The 24,264-nt window shown below is 37.7% G+C and carries 25 protein-coding genes and 1 other RNA gene; 14 read left to right on the forward strand and 12 right to left on the reverse strand.

All coding sequences use genetic code 11. From position 1 onward, the window contains the following. Positions 1–17: 17 nt before the first annotated feature. The 3 genes from potC to potA are packed head-to-tail and all read right to left on the reverse strand — an operon-like array spanning position 18 to position 2,747. Positions 18–785 carry a spermidine/putrescine ABC transporter permease PotC gene (potC, locus tag CEP47_RS06810; RefSeq protein ID WP_261920333.1) on the reverse strand — a complete coding sequence of 256 codons (768 nt, stop codon included), beginning with the start codon at positions 783–785 and terminating at the stop codon, positions 18–20. A gap of 2 nt (positions 786–787) precedes the next feature. After that, positions 788–1,648 (reverse strand): spermidine/putrescine ABC transporter permease PotB, encoded by an 861-nt coding sequence (gene potB / locus CEP47_RS06815; protein ID WP_261920332.1) that lies wholly within the window; start codon positions 1,646–1,648, stop codon positions 788–790. Then, positions 1,629–2,747, reverse strand: coding sequence for a spermidine/putrescine ABC transporter ATP-binding protein PotA (gene potA / locus CEP47_RS06820; RefSeq protein ID WP_261920331.1), 1,119 nt, complete (start codon positions 2,745–2,747; stop codon positions 1,629–1,631). Before potA ends, potB begins: the two co-directional genes overlap by 20 nt. Positions 2,748–2,987: 240 nt before the next feature. Here potA and CEP47_RS06825 point away from each other — a divergent pair, with 240 nt between their 5' ends. The 4 genes from CEP47_RS06825 to ssrA all read left to right on the forward strand — a co-directional run bounded on the left by CEP47_RS06825 (position 2,988) and on the right by ssrA (position 5,501). Further along, positions 2,988–3,635, forward strand: coding sequence for an RICIN domain-containing protein (locus CEP47_RS06825; protein WP_261920330.1), 648 nt, complete (start codon positions 2,988–2,990; stop codon positions 3,633–3,635). A 17-nt stretch (positions 3,636–3,652) separates the two neighbouring features. Continuing rightward, on the forward strand, positions 3,653–4,477 hold the full coding sequence (locus CEP47_RS06830; RefSeq protein WP_261920329.1) for a cytolethal distending toxin subunit B family protein: 825 nt from the start codon (positions 3,653–3,655) through the stop codon (positions 4,475–4,477). A 25-nt stretch (positions 4,478–4,502) separates the two neighbouring features. Then, positions 4,503–5,063, forward strand: coding sequence for an RICIN domain-containing protein (locus CEP47_RS06835; RefSeq protein WP_261920328.1), 561 nt, complete (start codon positions 4,503–4,505; stop codon positions 5,061–5,063). Positions 5,064–5,134: 71 nt separating this feature from the next. Beyond that, positions 5,135–5,501, forward strand: a transfer-messenger RNA (tmRNA) gene (gene ssrA, locus CEP47_RS06840). 350 nt (positions 5,502–5,851) lie between these two features. Here the strand turns inward: ssrA and acpP are convergent. The 7 genes from acpP to yceD all read right to left on the reverse strand — a co-directional run bounded on the left by acpP (position 5,852) and on the right by yceD (position 10,805). Beyond that, positions 5,852–6,082: an acyl carrier protein gene (gene acpP / locus CEP47_RS06845; RefSeq protein ID WP_261920327.1), complete on the reverse strand. Its 231-nt coding sequence runs from the start codon at positions 6,080–6,082 to the stop codon at positions 5,852–5,854. Positions 6,083–6,315: 233 nt separating this feature from the next. Continuing rightward, positions 6,316–7,041 carry a 3-oxoacyl-ACP reductase FabG gene (fabG, locus tag CEP47_RS06850; RefSeq protein ID WP_261920326.1) on the reverse strand — a complete coding sequence of 242 codons (726 nt, stop codon included), beginning with the start codon at positions 7,039–7,041 and terminating at the stop codon, positions 6,316–6,318. Between the two features lie 31 nt (positions 7,042–7,072). After that, positions 7,073–8,014 (reverse strand): ACP S-malonyltransferase, encoded by a 942-nt coding sequence (fabD, locus tag CEP47_RS06855; RefSeq protein WP_261920325.1) that lies wholly within the window; start codon positions 8,012–8,014, stop codon positions 7,073–7,075. Between the two features lie 25 nt (positions 8,015–8,039). After that, a complete protein-coding gene (locus CEP47_RS06860) occupies positions 8,040–8,996 on the reverse strand; it encodes a beta-ketoacyl-ACP synthase III (RefSeq protein WP_261920324.1) in 957 nt (318 codons plus the stop codon). A gap of 43 nt (positions 8,997–9,039) precedes the next feature. Next, positions 9,040–10,047, reverse strand: coding sequence for a phosphate acyltransferase PlsX (gene plsX / locus CEP47_RS06865; RefSeq protein WP_407657799.1), 1,008 nt, complete (start codon positions 10,045–10,047; stop codon positions 9,040–9,042). A 49-nt stretch (positions 10,048–10,096) separates the two neighbouring features. Further along, positions 10,097–10,261, reverse strand: coding sequence for a 50S ribosomal protein L32 (rpmF, locus tag CEP47_RS06870; protein ID WP_013745784.1), 165 nt, complete (start codon positions 10,259–10,261; stop codon positions 10,097–10,099). Positions 10,262–10,277: 16 nt separating this feature from the next. Next, the gene (gene yceD, locus CEP47_RS06875) at positions 10,278–10,805 is read right to left on the reverse strand and encodes a 23S rRNA accumulation protein YceD (RefSeq protein WP_261920322.1); all 528 of its coding nucleotides are present in this window, start codon (positions 10,803–10,805) and stop codon (positions 10,278–10,280) included. A 216-nt stretch (positions 10,806–11,021) separates the two neighbouring features. Here yceD and asd point away from each other — a divergent pair, with 216 nt between their 5' ends. The 10 genes from asd to CEP47_RS06925 all read left to right on the forward strand — a co-directional run bounded on the left by asd (position 11,022) and on the right by CEP47_RS06925 (position 21,333). Beyond that, the gene (gene asd / locus CEP47_RS06880) at positions 11,022–11,921 is read left to right on the forward strand and encodes an archaetidylserine decarboxylase (protein WP_261920965.1); all 900 of its coding nucleotides are present in this window, start codon (positions 11,022–11,024) and stop codon (positions 11,919–11,921) included. Between the two features lie 22 nt (positions 11,922–11,943). Continuing rightward, on the forward strand, positions 11,944–12,576 hold the full coding sequence (locus CEP47_RS06885) for an FKBP-type peptidyl-prolyl cis-trans isomerase (RefSeq protein WP_261920321.1): 633 nt from the start codon (positions 11,944–11,946) through the stop codon (positions 12,574–12,576). A gap of 88 nt (positions 12,577–12,664) precedes the next feature. Next, positions 12,665–13,768 carry a carboxynorspermidine decarboxylase gene (nspC, locus tag CEP47_RS06890; RefSeq protein ID WP_265482616.1) on the forward strand — a complete coding sequence of 368 codons (1,104 nt, stop codon included), beginning with the start codon at positions 12,665–12,667 and terminating at the stop codon, positions 13,766–13,768. A 126-nt stretch (positions 13,769–13,894) separates the two neighbouring features. Further along, positions 13,895–15,136: a saccharopine dehydrogenase family protein gene (locus tag CEP47_RS06895; protein WP_265482617.1), complete on the forward strand. Its 1,242-nt coding sequence runs from the start codon at positions 13,895–13,897 to the stop codon at positions 15,134–15,136. A 243-nt stretch (positions 15,137–15,379) separates the two neighbouring features. Continuing rightward, positions 15,380–15,799: a D-ribose pyranase gene (rbsD, locus tag CEP47_RS06900; RefSeq protein WP_261920318.1), complete on the forward strand. Its 420-nt coding sequence runs from the start codon at positions 15,380–15,382 to the stop codon at positions 15,797–15,799. 23 nt (positions 15,800–15,822) lie between these two features. Continuing rightward, the gene (rbsA, locus tag CEP47_RS06905) at positions 15,823–17,328 is read left to right on the forward strand and encodes a ribose ABC transporter ATP-binding protein RbsA (protein WP_265482618.1); all 1,506 of its coding nucleotides are present in this window, start codon (positions 15,823–15,825) and stop codon (positions 17,326–17,328) included. Between the two features lie 11 nt (positions 17,329–17,339). Then, positions 17,340–18,317, forward strand: coding sequence for a ribose ABC transporter permease (gene rbsC, locus CEP47_RS06910; protein ID WP_265482619.1), 978 nt, complete (start codon positions 17,340–17,342; stop codon positions 18,315–18,317). Positions 18,318–18,335: 18 nt separating this feature from the next. Beyond that, entirely contained in the window at positions 18,336–19,214 is an 879-nt protein-coding gene (gene rbsB, locus CEP47_RS06915) for a ribose ABC transporter substrate-binding protein RbsB (RefSeq protein WP_261920315.1), read from the forward strand. 81 nt (positions 19,215–19,295) lie between these two features. Further along, the gene (gene rbsK, locus CEP47_RS06920) at positions 19,296–20,261 is read left to right on the forward strand and encodes a ribokinase (RefSeq protein WP_265482620.1); all 966 of its coding nucleotides are present in this window, start codon (positions 19,296–19,298) and stop codon (positions 20,259–20,261) included. 37 nt (positions 20,262–20,298) lie between these two features. Next, the gene (locus tag CEP47_RS06925; RefSeq protein WP_265482621.1) at positions 20,299–21,333 is read left to right on the forward strand and encodes a substrate-binding domain-containing protein; all 1,035 of its coding nucleotides are present in this window, start codon (positions 20,299–20,301) and stop codon (positions 21,331–21,333) included. Between the two features lie 19 nt (positions 21,334–21,352). Here the strand turns inward: CEP47_RS06925 and speB are convergent, their stop codons facing one another. Then, on the reverse strand, positions 21,353–22,276 hold the full coding sequence (speB, locus tag CEP47_RS06930; RefSeq protein WP_261920312.1) for an agmatinase: 924 nt from the start codon (positions 22,274–22,276) through the stop codon (positions 21,353–21,355). Positions 22,277–22,298: 22 nt separating this feature from the next. Continuing rightward, positions 22,299–24,254: a biosynthetic arginine decarboxylase gene (gene speA, locus CEP47_RS06935; protein ID WP_265482622.1), complete on the reverse strand. Its 1,956-nt coding sequence runs from the start codon at positions 24,252–24,254 to the stop codon at positions 22,299–22,301. Positions 24,255–24,264: the final 10 nt, after the last annotated feature.

Raw genomic sequence — 24,264 nt, forward strand, 5'->3', positions numbered from 1 at the left:
TTTGTGAGGTATCAGGTCTAGTTATTCTTTTTACCGATCAACTGGCTAAGAATGACTAAACTTAATGAAAATACAATCATTATTGAAGCAAGTGCATTAACTTCTGGTGTTACACCTGTTTTTACTAAAGAGAAAATTTTCAATGGTAAAATTTCATAGCTTACTCCCGTTACAAATGATGATACAACCACATCATCAAGTGAAATAGTAAAGCTAAGTAGCCAACCAGAGATAATTGCAGGTAATGCTAATGGAAAAATAATTTTGCGTAAAATCGTTACTTCACTAGCCCCTAAATCTCTGGCGGCTTCAAGCATTTTGATATCAAAACCTTTCAAACGTGAGAAAACGGCAACCACAACATAAGGTAAACAGAAAGTAACATGCGAAAAGAGTAACGACCAAAAACCAAGAGAAATTCCTACAATTAAGAAAAGTGAAAGGAGCGATACCGCCATCACAATATCGGGAGACATCATGACAACAAAAAGCATACCACTTACAAATTGTTTTCCCTTAAAACGATAACGATATAATGCAATTGCCGTTAAACTACCAATTAAGGTTGCCATTGTGGCAGAAAAAAATGCAATGGTAACTGAATGCCCCGCTGCTTGAATAAGGGTATCGTTATTAAATAAACGCCCATACCAATTTAAACTAAACCCCTTCCAAGTTAAGCCATAACGATCTGCATTGAAAGAATTAACAATTAAAATGACAATCGGGATATATAGATAGGCATATACCACAAACATAAAAATATTACGTAAAGAACGTGCCATTATTACTCCAACTCCGATTTTTTATTAAGCAGCTTTCCTGCTCGATAATAAACAAAAATTAGCAATGCCATTAAAATGGTTAAAGTAACACTGATACTTGAACCAAATGGCCAGTTGCGTGAAATTAAAAACTCACTTTTAATGACATTACCAACTAATAAAACTTTCGCACCACCGAGTAGATCGGCAACATAAAACATTCCCATTGCAGGTAATAATACTAATAAGCATCCTGCTATAATGCCCGGCATAGTGAGTGGAATAATGATTTTAATAAAACGTTGCAGTGCATTTGCACCTAAATCTTTTGCTGCCTCAAGCAAACGATAATCTAGTTTCTCAATTGCAGAATAGAGCGGTAAAATCATAAATGGTAATAAAATATAGACTAAGCCAATTATAACAGCCACTTCCGTATTTAAGATACGGATTGGTTTATCAATCACACCCAACCAGAGTAAGCTGGAGTTAAGAATACCACGAACTCCTAAAAAGATTTTTAAACCATAGATGCGAATTAAAGAGTTGGTCCAAAATGGCAAAATCACCAAAAAAAGCATTATTGGACGATATTTTGCTTTCATTTTGGCAATCATAAATGCAAAGGGATAGCCAATTAATAAGCAAAACAAAGTTGCCAGACCTGCCATATAAAGTGAATTCCAAAACACTTGAGCGTAAAGCGGTTCAATTAAGCGTTTATAGCTCTCAAGTGAAAAGGTAAATTCAATTAAATTGCTACTATCTCGGGTCAAAAAACTTGTACCTAATACCAGTAAATTTGGAATTAGAATAAAAAAGATTAACCAAGCAAAGATAACAGCAACAGTAAAGTTCTGAAACTTACGAGTTGTCATCTTCATCTTTTAACACCACTTCCCAACTTTCAACCCAAGTTACGGCAACTTTTTGATCAAGTGAATGATCAACATCAGGATCATCTTCATTAAAAAATTCACTTACCAAAACTTTTTTGCCACTTTCTAATTCAATTGTTGATTCAAGGGTCATACCTTTATAGTTACGTTCACGCACATACCCTATAAAGCCTTCCGCACTTTCATTGCCGTGTACTTCAACAATACGAACATCTTCAGGACGTAACAATACTTTCAACACCATATCAGCAGTAACTGGTAAAGTAGTTGCAATATCACATTCTCGTCCTTCAATCACTACTCGCACTCGTTTTTCATCAATACGATGTAATACCGTTGCATCAAAAATGTTAATCTCACCAATAAATTTTGCGACAAAAAGATTGGTTGGTTCTTCGTAAATTTCTCGTGGTGTACCATCTTGCTCAATATTGCCTTTTTTCAGCACGATAATTCGATCTGACATTGTTAAGGCTTCTTCTTGATCGTGAGTAACAAAAATAAAGGTAATACCTAATTGTCGTTGTAATGCTTTTAATTCATTCTGCATTGTTTGGCGTAATTTATAATCTAATGCAGAAAGGGATTCATCTAATAATAAAACCTTAGGTTTATTGACAACCGCTCGAGCAATAGCAACACGTTGTTGTTGTCCACCCGAAAGTTGTGTTGGCTTACGATCGGCAAAATCTTCTAATTGCACCATACGTAATGCCTCTAATACACGAGGTTTAATTTCTTCTTTTGCTACTTTTTGCATTCGCAATCCAAAAGCAACATTTTCGAAAATGGTCATATGAGGGAAAAGAGCATAACTTTGGAAAACAGTATTAATATGGCGTTGCTCGGCTGGAACTTGAGTAATATCCTGCCCATCTAAAATAATCTGTCCGCCATTTACTTCTTCAAAGCCTGCAATTAAACGTAAAATTGTCGTTTTACCACAACCCGAAGGGCCTAAAATTGTTAAAAACTCACCATTGTTAATCGTTAGATTAATATTTTCAATAATGGTCTTACCGTCATAAGCTTTAGTCAACGAACGTAGCTCTATAATCGGTTTTTTTGGCACTGGCTTTTCCACTAGCTTTGGTTTTCTCCCTAAATACTAAAATCACGATAAATAAAAAAGCAGGTAGTTTTATCTTTAATAAAAAGAGTTGCTACCAGCTTGAATTGAACCGTGAATGATATAATCAACTTAACAAAATTGAAAGAAATTAATGTAAATTTTTTTTGTAAAGAGAAAAGAATAATAGCTGTAATTTCATAAATTAGACCTATAATACCTTTCAATCTAAGTCGATTCATTGAGGTAAATAATATGAAAAAATTTTCTCTTATTCGCCCTTCTTTTTTACTCATTTCAATCTTAGTCATCACTAGTTGTGGGAGTAAAATAGAAACACAGTCTGTTGAAAATCAAATTGATCCCACCCCACCATCGGAAAAAGTCGGCGTATTATTAGGTGCTGTGCCGACTCCCCTACCAGAGAAGCAAGTAAAAGCCACAGTAAAACGAAGAACCCCACCGACAGTAAGTATTATGAGTCCAACCTCAGGCATCATCACCGTATGGGCATTAGAAGAAGGTAACTGGTTATGGGGCTATTCCCCTTATGACTCAAAAAACTTTGGTGATTCTCGTAATTGGAGAGTCATTGATAATCCAAATGGTTCTGTTACCTTCCGTAACAAACGTACGGATACCTGTATGGCGGCTCACGGTAACGGGATTATTCATCGCTATTGTGATCCCAATAATTTAGATCAGCAATTTGACTTAGTCCCACTAACAAATGGTGCAATGCTAATAAAAAGTGCTTCACAATCACGCTGTTTACGCACAGATTTATTCCGTAAAACAACCTATATGTCCTTAGTCTTTGCAAATTGCATCACAGAAGGTCAAACAACCCTAGACCAGCAATGGTTTATCGCACCACCCATTTCACAAGCTTATCCACGTTAGTAAAGGGAGAAAGTAATATGTTACATAAAGCATTCACGAAAAGTTTATTGATACTTTTAAGCTGTATCTTGTTAACACAAACTGCTTCGGCTAACTTAGAAAATTATTTGATTACCACTTGGAACTTACAAGGCTCTGGTGCTACCAGTGAAAATAAATGGTCGGTCAGTATTCGCCAATTAATTACTGGGGAAGGTGCTGCCGATATTTTAATGGTTCAAGAAGCGGGAAGCCTGCCTGATACAGCAGTAATGACCCAACGAATGGTTCAACCTGGTGGTATTCCAATTCACGAGTATATCTGGAATCTAGGATCAATGTCTCGTCCTGATAATGTTTACATCTATTATTCACGTGTTGATGTCGGTGCAAATAGAGTAAATTTAGCGATTGTTAGTCGCCAGCAAGCAGAAGAAGTTATTGTTATACCACCACCAACAACAGTATCTCGCCCTATTATTGGCATTCGTATTGGTAATGATGCTTTTTTCACAACACACGCAATCGCTAACCGAGGATCTGATTCCCCAGCAATCGTAAATGCCGTTTTTGAGTATTTTAATCAACACCCAACACAACGGGATACTAATTGGATTATTGCCGGTGACTTTAATCGTTCTCCGGCAAGATTGCAAAGCACGTTAGAACCGGGTGTTCAACGCCATGTTGCGATTTTAGCCCCAACAGCCCCAACCCAACAAAGCGGTGGCGTATTAGATTATGCGGTAGTAGGAAATTCAAACAACTTCTTAGGCACTGCACTACTTGCCTCCCTGTTATTTGGACAAGTTCGTAGCCAATTACTTTCAGACCACCGCCCAGTTGGTTTCTTTGTACCCTAGTTTGTAACGTCTCAAGGATCTGATTATGCAAAAAATTATAGGCTTATTTATCGCATTGTTTAGTCTAGTTTGCCATTATGCTTTCGCAGCAAACAAACAAGATATACTCTTAATTGATGACAGTGTGCAATTTAACCCAGCTATTTCATTACGTAGCTTAGAAACAGGCGTACCTCTGAGTAATCAACAATACCAAGATAACCGACAATTTGTCTGGCATATTGAAGAAATTGATGCAAAGAAAACTCCTTTTAAGCTATCTCACGGTTTAAGCCAATTTAAAGCGCTCGGTTTTGATCATTGCCTTTATACATTTAAAACCCGATTAATCGTCAGCCACTGCGATCCGCTAGATAGTAATACCTTATGGGCATTATTACCAACCGATACAGGGGCATTACAAATTGAATCAATTGGAAGCGGAAAATGCTTAACTGCGGGAAATAGCTATTCTGATTTTCGTTTAGGTGACTGTGTAAAAAATCAAAACACAAGTATTAGTGTCAAAAATTTGTGGTTCTTAGCACCACCTTTTACACCAGCAAAAATTTCTCCCGCTTTTGCTCCAAATAGCCCAGAAAATTAATCAACCATTATAGGGCGGTTAAATAGGACTTTAACCGCCTATCTTTTTTTGCTAGAATACCAACCTCTTATGGGGCTGATTCTGGATTCGACGGGATTAGCGAAGCCCAAGGTGCATGTCGAGGGGCGGTAGGCCTCGTAAATAAACCGCAAAAAAATAGTCGCAAACGACGAACAATTTGCTTTAGCAGCTTAATAACCTGCTCATAGCCTTCTCTCCCCAGCTTTCGCTCGTAAGACGGGGATCAAGAGGAGTCAAGCCGAAACGAGATCGTGTGGAAGCCGCTGCTTGAGGATCGAAGCACTAAATTAAACCAAGCTAGCTTAGTTATCGCGTGTCTGTCCGCAGTAATTAAGTGAAATAAAAGACGAGACTAAACATGTAGGACTGAAGGTAGAGTAATTTCGGACGCGGGTTCAACTCCCGCCAGCTCCACCAAATCTAACTTTCTATAAATCTCCCGAATCATCAAATTTTAACTGTTTAATTCTTATCTCTTTTATTCATACCACACAAAGCAGAATACTTTGAAAGTATAATCAAATTCCTCAATACAGTGCCAAAATAATCACAAGAGATTGGTATAATCCGAAAACTTACCCTTTAAATAAGATACAAATCAGAAATAACGACTAAAACTTACTGTTTAGATACTGGTACGACCACTCATACGATTTTACTATTGCTAAATGTACTACTTAAAAATTTATCGCTATTTTGTGGTGTTTTCTGTTTGATGGATAAAAAATATTTAGGCGGTAAATTTACCGCCTAAATATCAAACTTAATTATTGATGGTTTTGAACATAATCAATCGCTGATTGAACAGTAGTGATTTTTTCAGCTTCTTCATCAGGAATTTCAATATCAAATTCTTCTTCTAAAGCCATCACTAATTCTACTGTATCTAAAGAATCAGCACCTAAATCTTCTACAAAAGAAGATTCTGGTTTTACTTCATCTTCTTTAACACCTAACTGTTCAACGATAATTTTTTTTACGCGATCTTCAATACTCATTTCTAGTTTCCTATTTGCTAATTGTCTATGCGATAAGGATAAATGTATACATATAAATAAGTTGCAACTCCTATCAGAAAATCTAATAAGGCTGGTCATTCTATGTATACCTGACCAAGTTACATACTCGGCTTAATTTTACCATTAAGCTTATATACTTGCCATTATTTTATCCCCTATTTATCTGTATATTAGATAAAATCTTATTTTTACCAACCAAAGGTTGACAAAAATTAATTCATATACATACCACCATTTACATGTAAGGTTTCCCCAGTGATATAACTTGCATCATCAGATGCTAAAAAAGCAACTGCTTTGGCTATCTCTGCGGGTTCTCCCAAACGCCCTGCTGGTACTTGTGCTAAAGTCACTGCCTTTTGTTCATCAGTTAGAGACTCTGTCATATCTGTTGCAATAAATCCAGGTGCAACAACATTAACAGTAATCCCACGTGAAGCTACTTCTTTTGCAAGTGCTTTTGAAAAACCAATCAATCCCGCTTTAGCTGCACAGTAGTTTGCCTGTCCTGCATTTCCCATTGAACCTACTACTGATCCGATGGTAATAATCCGCCCAAAACGTTTTTTCATCATACTGCGTAACATTGCTTTGGATAAATGAAATACAGAAGTTAGATTCGTCTGCAAAATAATATCCCAATCTTCTTCTTTCATTCGCATCATTAAATTATCACGTGTAATACCAGCATTATTCACTAATACATCAATATCACCAAATTCAGCTTTAATCTGAGCTAATGTCGCATCAATCGATTCAACAGAAGTAACATTTAGGACTAATCCTTTCCCATTCTCACCTAAATAAGCTGAAATGGCTTCAGCACCTTTCTCTGATGTTGCTGTACCAATAACCATCATACCTTTTGCAACTAATTCTTGAGCTATCGCTTTTCCAATCCCACGACTAGCACCAGTCACTAATGCAATTTTTTTCATCTTAATCTTCCTTATAAAATCCAAATAAAACTTAGTCTTCCAATAAACTTGTGACTTTCGCTAAAGAGCTAGGATCATTGACAGCTTGAGCTTGTAAATCAGCAACAATCCGTTTTGTTAAACCTGTTAATACTTTATTCGGTCCAATTTCAAATAAAGTCGTTATGCCATTATTTGCCATTTTTTCAACAGTTTCTGTCCAACGAACAGGGCTGTATAATTGACGTACTAATGCACTTCGCACAGCTTCCACAGAATTTTCAGTTTTAACATCAACATTATTTATCACTGGTATTTTTGGTTCTTTTAATGTGGTAGATTCCAAAGCTATTGCGAGTTGATCTGCCGCTGGTTTCATCAAAGCACAATGAGAAGGTACACTTACAGCTAAAGGCAATACGCGTTTTGCACCTGCTTCTTTACATAAAACTGCCGCACGTTCCACCGCTGCTTTTGTACCTGCAATCACAACTTGTCCCGGTGAATTAAAGTTTACTGCAGATACTACTTCACCTTGTTCCGCCGCTTTACAAGCATCCATAATACTCTGGTTATCTAAGCCAATAATGGCATACATCGTACCTGTACCTTCAGGCACGGCTTTCTGCATTAATTTACCACGCAATTCAACCAAGCGAACTGCATCTTGAAAATCTAACACCCCAGCACACACTAAAGCAGAATATTCACCTAAACTATGTCCAGCCATGATAGTTGGTACTAATGTTGGGTATTGCTGTTGCCAAACTCGATAAATTGAAACAGAGGCAGCAAGCAATGCAGGTTGAGTCCGCCAAGTTTGGTTTAACTCCGCCGCTTCTCCACTTTGCACTAACTGCCATAAATCATACCCAAGAACATCGGAAGCTTGTGCAAAAGTCTCCTCAACAATTGAAAATTCCTGAGCTAATTCTGCTAGCATACCTATCGCTTGCGAACCCTGTCCCGGAAATACCATTGCAAATTTTTTCATTTTTATTCCCTTTTTCAAAATCACACTAGTAACGGATCAATGCAGATCCCCAAGTTAAACCACCACCAAAAGCTTCTAATAACAATAATTGCCCTCGTTGAATTCGTCCATCTCTAATTGCTTCATCTAATGCAGTTGGAATACTTCCAGCAGAAGTATTGCCATGCCGATCTAAGGTGATCACCACTTGAGATAAATCCATATCTAACTTTTTGGCTGTCGCACTGATAATACGTAAATTAGCTTGATGAGGAACTAACCAATCAATTGCTTTCTTATCTAATTGATTGGCTTCTAATGTTTCTTCTACCACATTAGCTAACTCTCGAACAGCAATCTTAAATGTTTCATTGCCCTGCATAGTTAAAAATGCAGGATCTGCCATTTCACGGCTCGGTATTGCATTCGCTAAACTTAAAACCTCTGCTTTTTCACCACTTGCGTGTAAATGGGTAGAAATAATTCCTGCTTGTTCTGAGGCTTCTAAAATCACAGCACCAGCACCATCACCAAAAAGAATAACGGTTCCTCGATCTTGATTATCTAAACTGCGAGAAAAGAGATCTGCACCAATCACTAATGCTTTTTTCACTTTTCCTGCTCGAATAAATTGATCAGCGGTACTCAATGCATAAACAAACCCAGAACACGCCGCCGCAAGATCAAAACTAATCGCATCTTGAATACCTAATAAATGTTGAATCTGACAAGCTGCACTAGGAAAAGCGTGGGAATTTGTTGTCGTTGCAACTAAAACTAACTCGATCTCATTAGGATCTAACCCTGCCATTTCTAAGCTTTTTTTAGCCGCTTCAAATCCCATTGTTGCGACAGTTTCATTCTCAGCCGCAATACGTCTTTCCTTAATGCCAGTACGAACGGTAATCCACTCATCAGAAGTATCAACCATTTTTTCTAGATCTGCATTCGTACGAATTGTTTGTGGTAAATAGCTTCCTGTGGCTAAAATTTTACTATACATAATATTTCCATTTATTAAATTATTTTGAAATAATACCGCAATTTTAGCGATTATTAAAATGTCCTTGCTGTAACCCAGTAAGAATTTTATTTGGTATTTGTTGCCGAACTTGCCAAGCTGCCTGTTCTATTGCTCGGGTAAAAGCAACCGCACTTGCACTACCATGGCTTTTAACCACAACTGAACGTAAACCTAACAAAGATGCGCCATTATAATCATCAGGGTTTAATATTTGCAGTTGTCGATGATATGGTTTTAATAAAGGTCTAGCGAGTAATTTTAATCCTTTTTCCCACCAAGAAGGATTAGATAACGGTTGTTTAATTAGCGTAACAATATTTTTTAATGCACCTTCTAAGGTTTTAAGTGCAATATTTCCAGAAAAACCATCACAAACAATAACATCAGCATAATGATTTAATAACTTATTTCCTTCCACAAAACCGATGTAATTCAGCATATTTTGTTGGCGTAAAAAATGATCAGTCTCCCGTATCACAGGCAAACCTTTAGTTTTCTCAATACCAATATTTAATAACGCAACTCTTGGATAAACCAAATTAAACTGATTCTCAGCTAATACCGTTCCCATTAAGGCAAATTGGCTTAAAATTTCAGATGTCACACTTACATTTGCTCCGAGATCCAACATAATTGAATATTTTCCATTTATTGTTGGTAATATAGAAACTAATGCTGGACGTTGTATCCCCATTAAAGGTTGAACTAAAACTTTTGCCAATCCCATTAAAGCGGCGGTATTCCCACCACTAACACAAGCTGCAGCATCACCTTTCTGCACAGCTTCTAATGCAAGTCGCATTGATGTCCCTTTACTGTAACGTAGAGCTTGAGTAACACCTGTATCGGATGAAATATATCTATCAGTATGGACTAATGTAAAACGTGAAGTTATAGAAGAAGAAAGAGAAGGAATGAGTGGTTGTATTTGTCGTCTATCACCAAATAAAAGCAAACTCAGCCTTGAATCATTTTTCAATGCTTGCAAAGCTGCTGGGATAGTAATACGGGGACCTACGTCCCCGCCCATTACATCTAACGCAAGGGTTAGATTCAACGAATGACCTCTAAATCAAAAATTATTTGATTTTACGACCACGGTAATAACCGTCAGCAGTAACATGGTGACGTAAGTGAGTTGCACCAGTTTCTTTATCAATAGATACTGCTGCAGTAGTTAAAGCATCGTGAGAACGACGCATATCACGTCTAGAACGAGATTTTTTATTCTGTTGAACAGCCATTGGCTATACTCCTAAATTATTTTTGCTTTTTCAAATTAGCTAATACAGCGAACGGGTTTGGTTTTTTTGCCAACTCTTCTGGCAATTCACCAAAGACCTGCACCGCCACGGACACTTCACAGTGTTCAGCTTGATGAATCGGAACTAATGGTAACGATAAAATCAATTCATCTTCTATCAATGCCAACAAATCTATTTCACCAAATTGATCAACTTCAATCGGCTCATAAATGTCAGGTAGTACATCAGCTTGATCCATATTAGACACTGGACTGTAACAAAAAGTGCAATCCAACGCATATACAAACGGCTTTCCACATCGCTGACAAATCAATTCTACTTCTGTTTTAGCAGAACCCTTGATTACCGCTAACTTTTGTGAATCAATTGAAAACGAAAGTGAAACTTGTATATCGCTTAGCACTTTACTGACCGCTTCCGCCAAACGCTCAACTTGACTAATAGTGTAATAGCCAACATAGTCTGATCGTCGTTGGGCATCTTTGACTGGGTCAACAGTCAGGGGTAGTTTTACCTTTTGCATAGGGTGCAAATATTAACGTTAGATGCAACAATAGTCAAAGGGAATACAAACTTTTTTTCTAAGTTTTTTTACTTCATAGGCTTAACAAATCTGAAATAAGCTAAGCCTATAATTGCACTCTAAGTACAAGTTGTTATAATCGCCTTCCGTTTCTTTCTCAGGAACGCCGCATTGCAGAAAAGTTTTTAATCAATTTGAAAGGATAACTCTTTGAATATACAAACAAATCAATATTTACAAAAAGTAAAAGTTGCTTGCCATTATTTACTACCGCATTTATTACTTACTCGCCTTGCTGGCTGGTTTGCGGAAAAAGAATGGGGAATTGTTACTCACACAGTTATTAAAGCTTTTGTCAAAAAATATCAAATCAATATGGCTGAAGCCAAAGAACCTGAAATTGAAAACTATCAGAGCTTTAATCAATTCTTCATTCGTCCACTTGCAGATCATGCAAGACCAATCAATCAAGATCCTAATGCACTCTCTTTACCTGCTGACGGACAAATTAGTCAATTTGGTGCTATTAATCAAAATCTGCTGATTCAAGCTAAAGGGCATTATTTTGAATTAGAGGCATTAATCGCTAACGATCCTCAGATGAACACACTATTTCGTGATGGTCAGTTTATCACGACCTATCTCTCACCAAGAGATTATCATCGAGTGCATATGCCTTGTGATGCCACCTTACGTAAAATGATCTATGTTCCGGGCGATCTTTTTTCAGTCAATCCTTTTCTTGCTGCAGAAATTCCAAACCTTTTTGCCCGCAACGAGCGTGTCATCTGCTTATTTGAAACCGAATTTGGTTATATGGCACAAATACTGGTTGGAGCAACAATTACTGCCAGTATCAGTACGAACTGGGCTGGGGTAATCAATCCGCCACGTTCAGGTCAAATTCAAACTTGGAGTTACCCAGCAAAAGGTGAAGCTGGTAGTATTAGTTTAACTAAAGGGCAAGAAATGGGGGCTTTCCAATTAGGTTCAACAGTTATTAATTTATTCCAAAATAATAAAATCCAGTTTGCAACCTATTTAGAACAAGGCAGTATGGTAAAAGTAGGAGAAATCCTTGCCCATAAAATTGAAAAAAAACACGATTCACTTTAATCACTCAATAATAGGAAACAATATGAGTAAGACATTTTTTGAACAAGTAAAACTTGAAAGTACCGAAGCGAAAGGTAGCTATGGTATTGGATTACAAATCGGACAACAACTACTTGGTAGTCAATTAGCAGTTGAAATTGACAGTGTAGCAAAAGGGATTTTCGATGCGTTACATCAAAACCCACCCGCAATTGAACAAACTGAAATTGCACAAGCAGTACAACAACTTTATCAACAAGTTGAAGAATTAAAAAAAGCCCAATACAAAGAAATTGAAGAAGCAGGTAAAGCTTTCCTAGCTGAAAATAAAAAACACGAAAATGTGGTTGAAACCGAAAGCGGTTTACAATACGAAATTTTAATCAAAGGTGAAGGAAAAATTCCAACCAAAACAGATAAAGTACGTGTACATTACACAGGCTCTTTAATTGATGGCACCGTTTTTGACAGCTCTATCCAACGTGGGCAACCAGCCGAATTCCCTGTAAATGGTGTTATTGCAGGTTGGACTGAAGCACTAACGGCAATGCCTGTCGGTTCAAAATGGCGTTTAGTTATTCCACACCACCTAGCTTATGGTGAACGTGGTGCAGGCAATGCCATACCACCATTTAGTACATTAGTATTTGAAGTTGAACTATTAGATTCTTTATAATATTGATTCTAACTATAAATAATCGCCGAAGCTTATTGCTTTGGCGATTATTTATCTTGGGATAACATTTATTGTAATGAGGTTCATAATGACTCAAATAGCCACCCCTTATTATTTGATTGATAAAAGCAAACTATTAAAAAACTTACAAAAAATTGCCTATTTACGCCAACGTTCAGGTGCTAAAGCCTTATTAGCCTTAAAATGCTTTGCCACTTGGAGTTTGTTTGATTTTATGCATGAATATATGGATGGCACAACCTCATCTTCGCTGTATGAAGTGAAATTAGGCAGAACTAAGTTTGGTGGTGAAACCCACGCTTACAGTGTCGCTTATAGCGATGCTGAAATAGATGAAGTGATTGAACAAGCAGATAAAATTATTTTTAATTCAATAAGCCAACTCAATCGCTATGCAGAGAAAGCGAAAAATATCCAACGAGGTTTACGTCTAAACCCTCAAATCAGTAGTTCTGATTTTGATCTCGCCGATCCAGCCCGCCCCTTTAGCCGTTTGGGTGAAACAGATCTGGATAAAATCCGTCAAATTATGCCATTAATCAATGGTTTTATGATCCACAATAATTGTGAAAATGCCGATTTTGACCGTTTTAATCAACTCCTCACTCAAATAGAACAGCAATACGCTGAAGTTCTCGCTCAAGTTGATTGGATTAGTTTAGGAGGAGGAATCCATTTTACCGCCGATAACTACCCACTGGATCAACTAGCAGATCGCTTAAAACAATTTGCTGAAACTTATCAAGTACAAGTTTATTTAGAACCGGGTGAAGCCGCTATTACACTAAGTACTAGCCTAGAAGTGACGGTATTAGATACCCTTTATAACAAAAAAAATCTTGCGATTGTCGATAGTTCAATCGAAGCCCATATGCTCGATCTCTTAATCTATCGCCAAAATGCAAAATTATCCCCAAATCAAGGCGATTACCAATATATGATCTGCGGTAAATCCTGCCTCGCTGGTGATATTTTTGGTGAATACAACTTTCCTAAACCACTACAAGTAGGCGATCGCTTATCTTTCAATGATGCAGGCGGCTACACAATGGTGAAAAAGAATTGGTTCAATGGCGTCAATATGCCGTCTATTGCAATCAAAGAATTGAATGGTGAGATTAAATTAATCAAACAATTCAATTTTAACGATTACGTTGACAGCCTATCTTAATAGGTCAAGCAACGAATCAAATTCGTTTTGTACTAGCTGTTTTTAAAGTAACAAAACATATCGACTATGCCAATTATGATAGACAAAGTACTACCATAATTTGACATTAAGGAGGACTATGCAAAAATGAAAAAAAACATCTTAATTATTGGTGCTGGTGGTGTAGCACAAGTAGTTGCTCACAAATGTGCCCAACACAATGATATTCTCGGTTCTATTGCTATTGCATCTCGTAGCCTAGAAAAATGTCAAGCTATCGCACAAAGTGTGATTGAAAAAAAAGCCTTTAAACTTCCTGCCAAAATTGATTGCTACGCATTAAATGCACTCAATCTTGATGAGATCAAACAACTGATTCAACACACAAACTCACAAATTGTGATTAATGTTGCTTCAGCATTCGTTAATATGACCGTACTACAAGCTTGTATTGAAACTGGAGCAGCTTATTTGGATACGGCAATTCACGAAGAACCGCATAAAATTTGTGAAACCCCACCTTGGTACAATAATTACGAATGGCAACGCCGTGAAGCCTGCGAAAAAAATAAAATTACCGCCATTTTAGGTGTAGGCTTTGATCCCGGTGTCGTCAATGCCTATGCTGCATTACTCGTTAACGACTATCTAGATCAAACGGATAGCCTAGATATCATCGATATCAATGCGGGCAATCACCATCACTATTTTGCCACTAACTTCGATCCTGAAATTAACTTCCGTGAATTTACAGGCCAAGTATGGAGCTGGCAAAACCGCCAATGGGTAAGCAATAAAATGTTTGAAATTAAACGAACAGATGATCTACCTATTGTAGGAAAACAAACTTCCTATATGACAGGACATGATGAAATTCATTCCCTATCCCAACATCTCAATGTACCAAATATCCGCTTTTGGATGGGATTCGGCGAACATTATATTAACGTTTTCACCGTACTAAAAAACCTAGGGCTACTTTCTGAACAACCTGTTAAAACAGCCGAAGGACTCGAAGTTGTCCCATTAAAAGTGGTGAAAGCCATATTGCCAGATCCGTCCTCTCTTGCACCAAATTACACAGGAAAAACCTGTATTGGCACACTAGCAAAAGGCATCAAAGACGGCAAAGAAAAAGAAATCTTTATTTACAACGTTGCAGATCATGCCGAAGCTTATGCAGAAGTTGGTAGTCAAGGCATTTCCTATACCGCTGGCGTACCACCCGTTGCTGCAGCAATACTAGTGGCACAAGGTATCTGGGACGTAGAAAAAATGGTGAATGTTGAACAACTCGATCCAAAACCATTTATTAACCTTCTCAATCAAATCGGCTTACCAAACCGCATAAAAGAAGGTGATAACGATCAAGCATTAAGCTTTGAATAACAAAAAGTAAGTGCAGTGGCAACCACTGCACTTTATCTTTTTATACACTGTAATTCAGTTCAATAGCTCTAATAAGCCAATACCCTCTCGCTAAAATATCATTTAAAAACTTGAACCACTTCACACTTTAAAAAAAAGCACATTGTTTTTTAGATTTTCTTACATAAACTAACATTAAATCCCTATCGAAACGTTTCGATATACCTAAAAACTGATGTATTAAATAATACTAAGGTAAATAAAATGAAAAAAACCGCAGTTTTAAATGCCCCACTTTCAAATCTTATTGCCAGTTTAGGGCATACTCAAAGCCTTGTGATCTGTGATGCTGGTCTACCAATTTCTCGACAAACCCCCTCTATCGATCTCGCTTTAACCTCTGGCGTTCCTGATTTTATAACGACCTTAAAAACAATAATCAGCGAACTATTTGTAGAAAAAGCCTTACTAGCTGAAGAAATTAAACAACATAATCCACTTATTCATACAACCCTATTAACCATTTTAAAACAATTAGAACAGCAGCAAGGCAATAAAATCAGCATTGAATACACACCTCACACAGATTTTAAATTCCATACTGGGCAAAGCCAAGGAATTGTGCGCACAGGTGAATGTAGTCCTTATGCAAATGTAATCTTATATTCAGGTGTCCCCTTTTAATTAATAACCTTTAGGTAACTATAATGGCTGAAAATCTCCAAACACTGCTACAACTTTCAGGAATTGAGAAAAGTTTTCCCGGAGTTAAAGCACTTAATCAAGCAGGACTAAACGTCTATGCTGGGCGGGCAATGGCATTAATGGGGGAAAATGGTGCAGGAAAATCCACCTTAATGAAAGTCCTAACAGGAATTTATTCTCAAGATGCGGGGGAAATTTATTATTTAGGTAAGTCAGTCAAATTTAATAATCCCAAAGAATCCCAACTTGCAGGTATCAGCATTATCCATCAAGAACTCAATCTCTTAGGTAATCTGACCATTGCCGAAAATATTTTTTTAGGGCGAGAATTCACGAATAAATTTGGTGGTATTGATTGGCAAAAAATGCAACAAGAAGCGGATAAACTGCTTGCGAAACTCGGTGTAAAGCATAGTAGTTTAACACTCGCTAACCAACTCTCGATTGGTGAATTGCAAATGGTTGAGATAGCAAAAGCATTAAGTTTTCAATCTCAAGTCATCATTATGGACGAACCAACAGATGCGTTGACCGATACCGAAACAGCCTCTCTTTTTAACGTCATTCGAGAATTAAAAGCAGAAGGAAAAGGTATTGTTTATATTTCCCATCGTTTACCAGAAATTTTTGCTATTTGCGATGATGTTACCGTTCTCCGTGATGGTCAATTTATTGCTGAAAATAACATCAGTCATTTGACTGAGGATCAACTGATAGAAATGATGGTTGGACGTAAATTAGATGAGCAATATCCTCATTTAGACAAACAACGTGGCAAACTTATTCTGGAAGTAGATAACGTAGCAGGAACAGGCGTAAACAATGCGAGTTTTAAACTTTATGCGGGTGAAATTCTAGGGATTTCAGGCTTAATGGGTGCTGGACGAACAGAATTAATGAAACTGCTATATGGTGCTAATCCTAAACAAAGTGGGCATATTTACTTACACGGTAAAGAAATTGATATTCGTACTCCGCAACAAGGCTTAAACGCAGGCATCGTTTATATTTCTGAAGATCGCAAAGGTGATGGTTTAATTCTTGGTATGTCAGTAAAAGAGAATATGTCACTTACCGCCCTCAATTATTTTTCAAGATTAGGACAGATCAATCAAGCGGCAGAAACAATGGCGGTTGATGATTTTATCTTATTATTCAACATTAAAACGCCTCACCGAGAACAAGCCATTGGTTTATTATCTGGCGGTAATCAACAAAAAGTAGCCATTGCCAAAGGCTTAATGACCCGTCCTACAATTCTCATACTAGATGAACCTACACGAGGCGTAGATGTTGGTGCTAAAAAAGAAATTTACCACCTAATTAATAAATTTAAAGATGAGGGTATGAGCATTATCCTAGTCTCATCCGATATGCCTGAAGTATTAGGTATGAGCGATCGCATCATTGTGATCCAAGAAGGAAAAATTAGTGCTGAATTTGAGCGAAACCAAGCAACTCAAGAACAACTTCTTGCTGCTGCAATTAATAACCATAATCACAATTAAGGAACGAAACAATGAAAAAGCATTTGCCAAATCACTTTCAATTAAAAACATTCTTAATCGAACAGCGTTCATTAATTGCCCTCTTAATATTAATTTTTATTGTTTCCGTCATTAATCCTAACTTTTTTAGCCTTGATAACCTTTTAAATATCTTAAGACAAACCTCAGTCAATGCAATTATCGCCGTTGGAATGACCTTTGTTATTTTAACCGCAGGGATTGATCTCTCAGTTGGTTCGGTGCTAGCCCTCACTGGTGCAATTGCAGCCACTCTAGTTAGCTTAGAACTTCCAATCAGTCTTGTGGTAATAACAACCTTATTCTGTGGTCTTTTATTAGGGAGTATCAGTGGTTTAATTGTGGCAAAAGGAAAAGTACAGGCCTTTATTGCAACGTTAGTTACAATGACCCTATTAAGAGGGATAACTCTGGTGTACACCGATGGACGCCCAATTAATACTGGTTTTTCAGATAGTGCCGATACTTTCGCTGAAATTGGTTCAGGTTATCTTTTCTCTATACCAACCCCAATTTGGCTAATGGCACTGGTATTTACTATTGCTTGGTATATCCTCAAACACACCCCGATTGGACGCTATATCTATGCCTTAGGTGGTAACGAAGCAGCCACTGCACTTTCTGGTATAAATGTCAATAAAATCAAAATTTTCGTATATGCAATTAGTGGCTTACTCTCTGCCTTAGCTGGTTTAATCGTTACTTCTCGCCTTTCCTCTGCTCAACCAACTGCTGGTATGTCATATGAATTAGATGCTATCGCCGCTGTTGTCGTAGGTGGAACAAGTTTAATGGGAGGTAAAGGACGAGTAATGGGAACATTAATTGGTGCATTAATCATTGGTTTTCTTAACAATGCACTAAATTTATTAGATATTTCATCATATTACCAAATGATTGCTAAAGCTTTGGTAATTCTAACTGCTGTTTTAGCGGATCACTATTTAGGCAACCAAAAACGTTTATCTTAACCTAGAAGGAAACTAATAATGAAAAAACTCTCTCATTTAGCAACCAGTCTTTTACTTGCATTGAATATAGCAAGCGTAGCTCAAGCAAAAGAAACTATCGCCTTAGCGATTTCAACTTTAGACAATCCATTTTTTGTTACCTTAAAAGAAGGGGCAGAAAAAGAAGCAACTCGGTTAGGTTATCAATTATTAGTACTCAATGCCCAAAATGATCCAACCAAAGAATTAGCTAATGTCGAAGATATTAGTGTGCGAGGTGCTAAAATACTGTTGATCAATCCAACTGATTCAGATGCCGTAGGCAACGCAGTAAAAATAGCCAATCAAAAAAATATCCCTGTTATCACCTTAGATCGAGGTGCATCACAAGGTTATGTAGTCAGTCATATTGCCTCTGATAACATTGCAGGTGGTAAAGCTGCTGGCGACTATATCGCTGAGAAATTAGGCGATGGTGCAAAAGTTATTCAACTTGAAGGCATTGCGGGGACATCTGCTGCAAGAGAACGAGGAGAAGGATTTCTTCAAGCAGCCAAAGCACATCATTTTGATATTTTAGCTAGCCAACCTGCTGATTTTGACCGAAGTAAAGGTTTAAATGTAATGGAAAACTTACTTACCTCTCATCCAGATGTTCAAGCTGTTTTTGCACAAAACGATGAAATGGCTTTAGGTGCATTACGAGCAGTCAAAGCCGCAAACAAAAAAGTATTAGTAGTTGGTTTTGATGGAACGGATAATGGAATTAAAGCCGTTAAAAGCGGTAAAATGGCTGCAACTATTGCTCAACAACCTGAAAAAATTGGAGAATTAGGTGTTCAAACTGCAGATAAAATCATTAAAAAAGAGTCTGTTCCTGCTAAAATTCCTGTCGATCTCAAAGTGATTACTCAATAACAAAAACAGGGGGAAAATCCCCCTGTTATCTTTCAAGTAATCTAATCAAGTTTATCTATACCAAAAAGTTATGGTGAAATTATGGTGATAACTAATCAAACAAAAAAAAATTTAGTCGTTTTAGGTAGTATCAACGCAGATCATGTTATCCAAGTTCCAAATTTTCCCCGAGCAGGAGAAACCTTATTCGGAGAAAATTATCGTATTGCTTATGGTGGTAAAGGTGCTAATCAAGCTGTTGCAGTGGCGAGATCTGTAGATAAAAATCAAATTCAACCTCACTTTATCGGCTGTATTGGACAAGATCCTATTGGACAAGAAATGTGTCAAGCCTTTACTAAAGATGGGATAGATACTTCTTATATCTTTGTTGAACCTAACCAAACTACAGGCATTGCAATGATCCAAGTCAGCCAAAGTGGAGAAAATAGCATTGTGATTTCCGCTGGTGCAAATGGTGATTTAACACCTAAAAAAGTAGAACAAGCCACCGATCTACTCTGTCAAGCTGACTGGTTATTAATCCAACTAGAAACACCACTTAATAGCCTTATCCACGCCAGCAAGATTGCGAAAAAAGCAGGGGCAAAAATTGCTCTCAACCCAGCACCAGCACAAAAACTCCCCCCTGAATTGCTTAGCTTAATTGACTTAATTACCCCAAATGAAACAGAAACAGAATTACTGACACAAATCAAAGTCTGTGATTATACCTCTACCTGCCAAGCTGCAAATATTTTTCACCAACAAGGTATTCCACAAGTTATCATCACCTTAGGTGCAAAAGGCGTGTTTTTCAGCCAACAACAAGGAGAGCAAATTTATCAACAACAATTTGATGGCTTCAAAGTAATTGCTAAAGATACCACTGCCGCAGGCGATACCTTTAATGGTGCCTTACTTAGCCAATTATTAGAACAAGATGATTGGCAAAAAGCGATCCGCTTTGCTCAAGCCGCCGCTGCAATTTCTGTTACCCGTCATCAAGCACAGCCATCTATTCCGCAACGAGAAGAAATTTTCGCTTTTTTAGCACAACAAGATTAAAATTTAGCGAAAAATTTTTATTCTTAAGGAAGTCATAATGGCAACGATGAAAGATATTGCTCGGCTAGCAAAAGTTTCTACTTCAACCGTTTCGCATGTGATCAATAACAGTCGATTTGTTAGCGAAGAAATTCGAGAAAAAGTCCTTAAAATCGTTGCCGAACTCAACTATACTCCTTCTGCCCTTGCTCGCAGTTTAAAGGTACGAGAAACACGCACTTTAGGTATGCTTGTTACCGCAAGTAATAACCCTTTTTTTGCTGAAGTGATTCGCAGTGTAGAACGCTACTGCAATCAACATAACTACAATTTACTGCTTTCATATACAGACGGAGATAGCCAACGTTTACATAAAAATCTGCAAACATTAATCCAAAAACAAATTGATGGTTTGCTACTAATGTGTACTGAATCCGATTGGCAACTTAGTCATAATTTACCTGCATTAGAGCCTATTCCCAAAGTAGTTATGGACTGGTGGCCATTAGATATAAATGCAGATAAAGTCTTTGATAATTCTGAATTAGGGGGCTATTTAGCAACTAAAACCTTGTTAGAACAAGGACATCGACAAATCGCCATTATAACAGGTAGTCTAACAAAATCACTTGCTACACAACGCCTAACTGGCTACCAAAAAGCGTTAGATGAAGCAAAAATTACGCTCAACCCTGATTGGATTATCCAATCACAATTTAATTTCAACGGTGGTTTAGCTGGTATGCAACAATTGCTCACGCTAAAAAATCGTCCAACGGCAGTATTTGCCAGTTCAGATACTATTGCTGTGGGAGCATATCAAGCTTTATGGCAAGCAGGTTTAAGTGCCGGGAAAGATCTTTCTATTATTGGCTATGATAATATTGATATTGCTCAATATTTAAGTCCACCACTTGCTACTATTCACCAATCTAAAAATCGTTTAGCAAAACTTGCGGTACAACAATTGATTAAGCGGATTAAAAATCCAAATACCCCAACTGAAAATATTATTCTAACTCCAGAAGTCTATCTTAGAGATTCAATTCAACCATTTCTGACTAGTGAACAAAATAAAAAAACTGTGGAATAAAAATATTCCACAGGCTTTCTTATTTCTGTTTTGAACCTTGCAGATAAAGCATTTCTAGTGCAATCGTTGCTCCTGCTAAAGCGGTGATATCTGCTTTATCATAAGCGGGGGATACCTCGACTAAATCCATACCGACAATATTGAGATCTTTTAATCCTCGTAAGATTTTTAATGCCTTATCGGTGCTAAGCCCACCACAAACTGGTGTGCCTGTACCGGGAGCATAGGCAGGATCGAGGCAATCAATATCAAAGGTGAGATAGATCGGTAATTCATTGCCAACCACTGCTTTAATTTGTTCAACTGTTGCCTGTACGCTTTGTTCATTGACTAAAGGTGCATCTAAAACCGTAAAATCTAGATCCCGATCATATTCAGTCCGAATACCTATTTGCACTGAATGTGCAGGATCGATTAAGCCTTCTTTTGGTGCGTGATAAAACATTGTGCCGTGATCAAAACAACTTCCGTTTTGATAAGTATCTGTATGGGCATCAAAATGGATCATCGCCAGTTTACCAAAATGCTTAGCGTGGGCTCGCAATAACGGCAAGGTAATAAAATGATCACCACCTAAAGTTAAACAACGCTTTCCTTGTTGTAATAATTCAAAAGTATGGGCTTCTAATTTCTCGACAAAGTCTTGGTTATCACCATATGCATAAACCAGATCACCGCAATCGACTATTTTTAGCTTTTCTCGAACATCGAAATCCCACGGAAAACGGCAATGTTCCCAAGCTAAATTGACTGAAGCACGGCGGATAGCTTCTGCACCAAAGCGAGTACCTGCTCGTCCTGAAACAGAGGCATCAAAAGGGACACCTGTTATTACCCAATCAGCATCACTGTTTTGAGGCATAAAATGCAGTGGTAAACGTAAAAAACCAAAATTATTTGCAACTAATGAAATATCTTCTTGATGTCTAAGTGTGTTATACATAATCAATCCTTTTCAAACAGCGTTATTCTTCTTCCAAATAAGTATAGCCATTTAAGCCTGCTTCTAACTCTTTTAAGAAATGTATCGCCTCTGAAGCAGGTAAATTGGAATGCTCAATCTGTTCCCGATAGCGGTCAAGTAATTTATTAGGATCGAGATAAACATAATGCAACATATCTGCAACCGTATTCCCTTCGTCATAATCTAAAATCTGTACTTGGCCGTTTTCATCTAACTCAATATCAATCGTGGTAGTATCACCAAACAGATTGTGCATATTGCCTAAAATCTCTTGATATGCCCCGACCATAAAAAAGCCAAGTAATGGTGGTTGATCCGCTGGATAATCTGGCATTGGCATCGTTGTTGCAATCCCATCACCATCAATATAATGTTCAACCGCACCATCAGAATCACAGGTAATATCTAGCAAGACGGCTCGCCGTGCCACAGGTTGATTCAGATGGGTAATTGGAAAGACAGGAAACAGTTGATCAATCCCCCACGCATCGGGTAAAGATTGAAAGAGAGAAAAATTAACATATAATTTGTCGGCAAAACGTTCTTGCAATTCATCAATAATACTACGGTGAGAACGGTGTTTCTCACTAAATAATTCTCCGACTTCATGGCAAATATTGAGATATAACTGCTCTGCCCACGCTCGTTGGGTTAAATTCAATAAGCCAACATTGTATTGATTATGGACATCAGCTAAGTCAAATTGACTTTCGTGAATCCAACTACGAAGGGAACGTTTTTCTCGTGAGGTCTGAATATCCGTCCAAGTTTCCCACATACTATGTAACACGGTCGGATCGTCTTCTTTCGGTGGAGATAAACGAATTGGTAAACAGCGTTCAACCCCGATTACATTCGAGATTAACACAGCGTGATGAGCCGTTACCGCCCGTCCAGATTCAGTAATAATGGTTGGATAAGGTAAGTCATACTCTCGACATACTTGCCCAATACCCCAAACCACCGTTTCAGCATATTCATTTAAACCATAATTAACCGAGCAATCAGATTGGGTACGGTTACCATCGTAATCAACCCCTAAACCACCACCAACATCAAAGCATTGAATGTTGACGCCTAAGCGATGCAACTCAACATAAAATCTAGCACTTTCACGCACCCCAGTTGCAACATCACGAATATTGCCAAGCTGTGAACCCAAATGAAAATGAAGAAGTTGCAAACAATCAAGGCTATTATGTTGGCGTAAACGCTCGATCAACTCCAATACTTGTGAGGCGGAAAGCCCAAATTTTGATTTTTCACCACCCGAGGATTGCCATTTACCTGACCCTTGCGAAGCAAGTCTAGCTCGTACGCCCAAACGTGGCGTAACCCCAAGTTTAGCCGCTTCATCTAAAACCAATTCAATTTCAGATAGTTTTTCAATCACCAAATAGACTTTATGCCCCAGTTTCTCGCCCATTAAAGCAAAACGGATATATTCTCGGTCTTTATAGCCATTACAAACTATCACCGTTTGTGTTAGCCCTGCATGAGCTAATACCGCCATCAATTCCGCTTTTGAACCAGCCTCTAACCCTAATGGCTGACCAGAATTAATTAACGCCTCAATCACACGGCGATGCTGATTTACTTTAATCGGATAAACTAAAAAATAATCTCCATCATAGCCAAAACCTTCTTTGGCTTTAGAAAAAGCGTGATTAATCGAATATAAACGGTGTTGAACAATTTGTGGAAAACAAAAAAGAGCGGGTAATTTAGCGTGTTTTTTCTGCATTTGTTGGGTCAGTGCAGATAACGAAATGCGATTCTGTGGCTGTTCTGGATTAGGGCAAACATAAATTTCCCCATTCTCATCGACATCGTAATAACGCATTCCCCAGTATTGAATATTACTTATCTCTTTTAAACTATCCACTGGTGGTACTATTCCTGATGGTTGACAAGTTGTCTCAACAGTTGCAACTGTTTCATTGTCGAGTGGGATCATTTCCAACGTT

The organism is Mergibacter septicus (genome assembly GCF_003265225.1).
GTDB lineage: Bacteria > Pseudomonadota > Gammaproteobacteria > Enterobacterales > Pasteurellaceae > Mergibacter > Mergibacter septicus.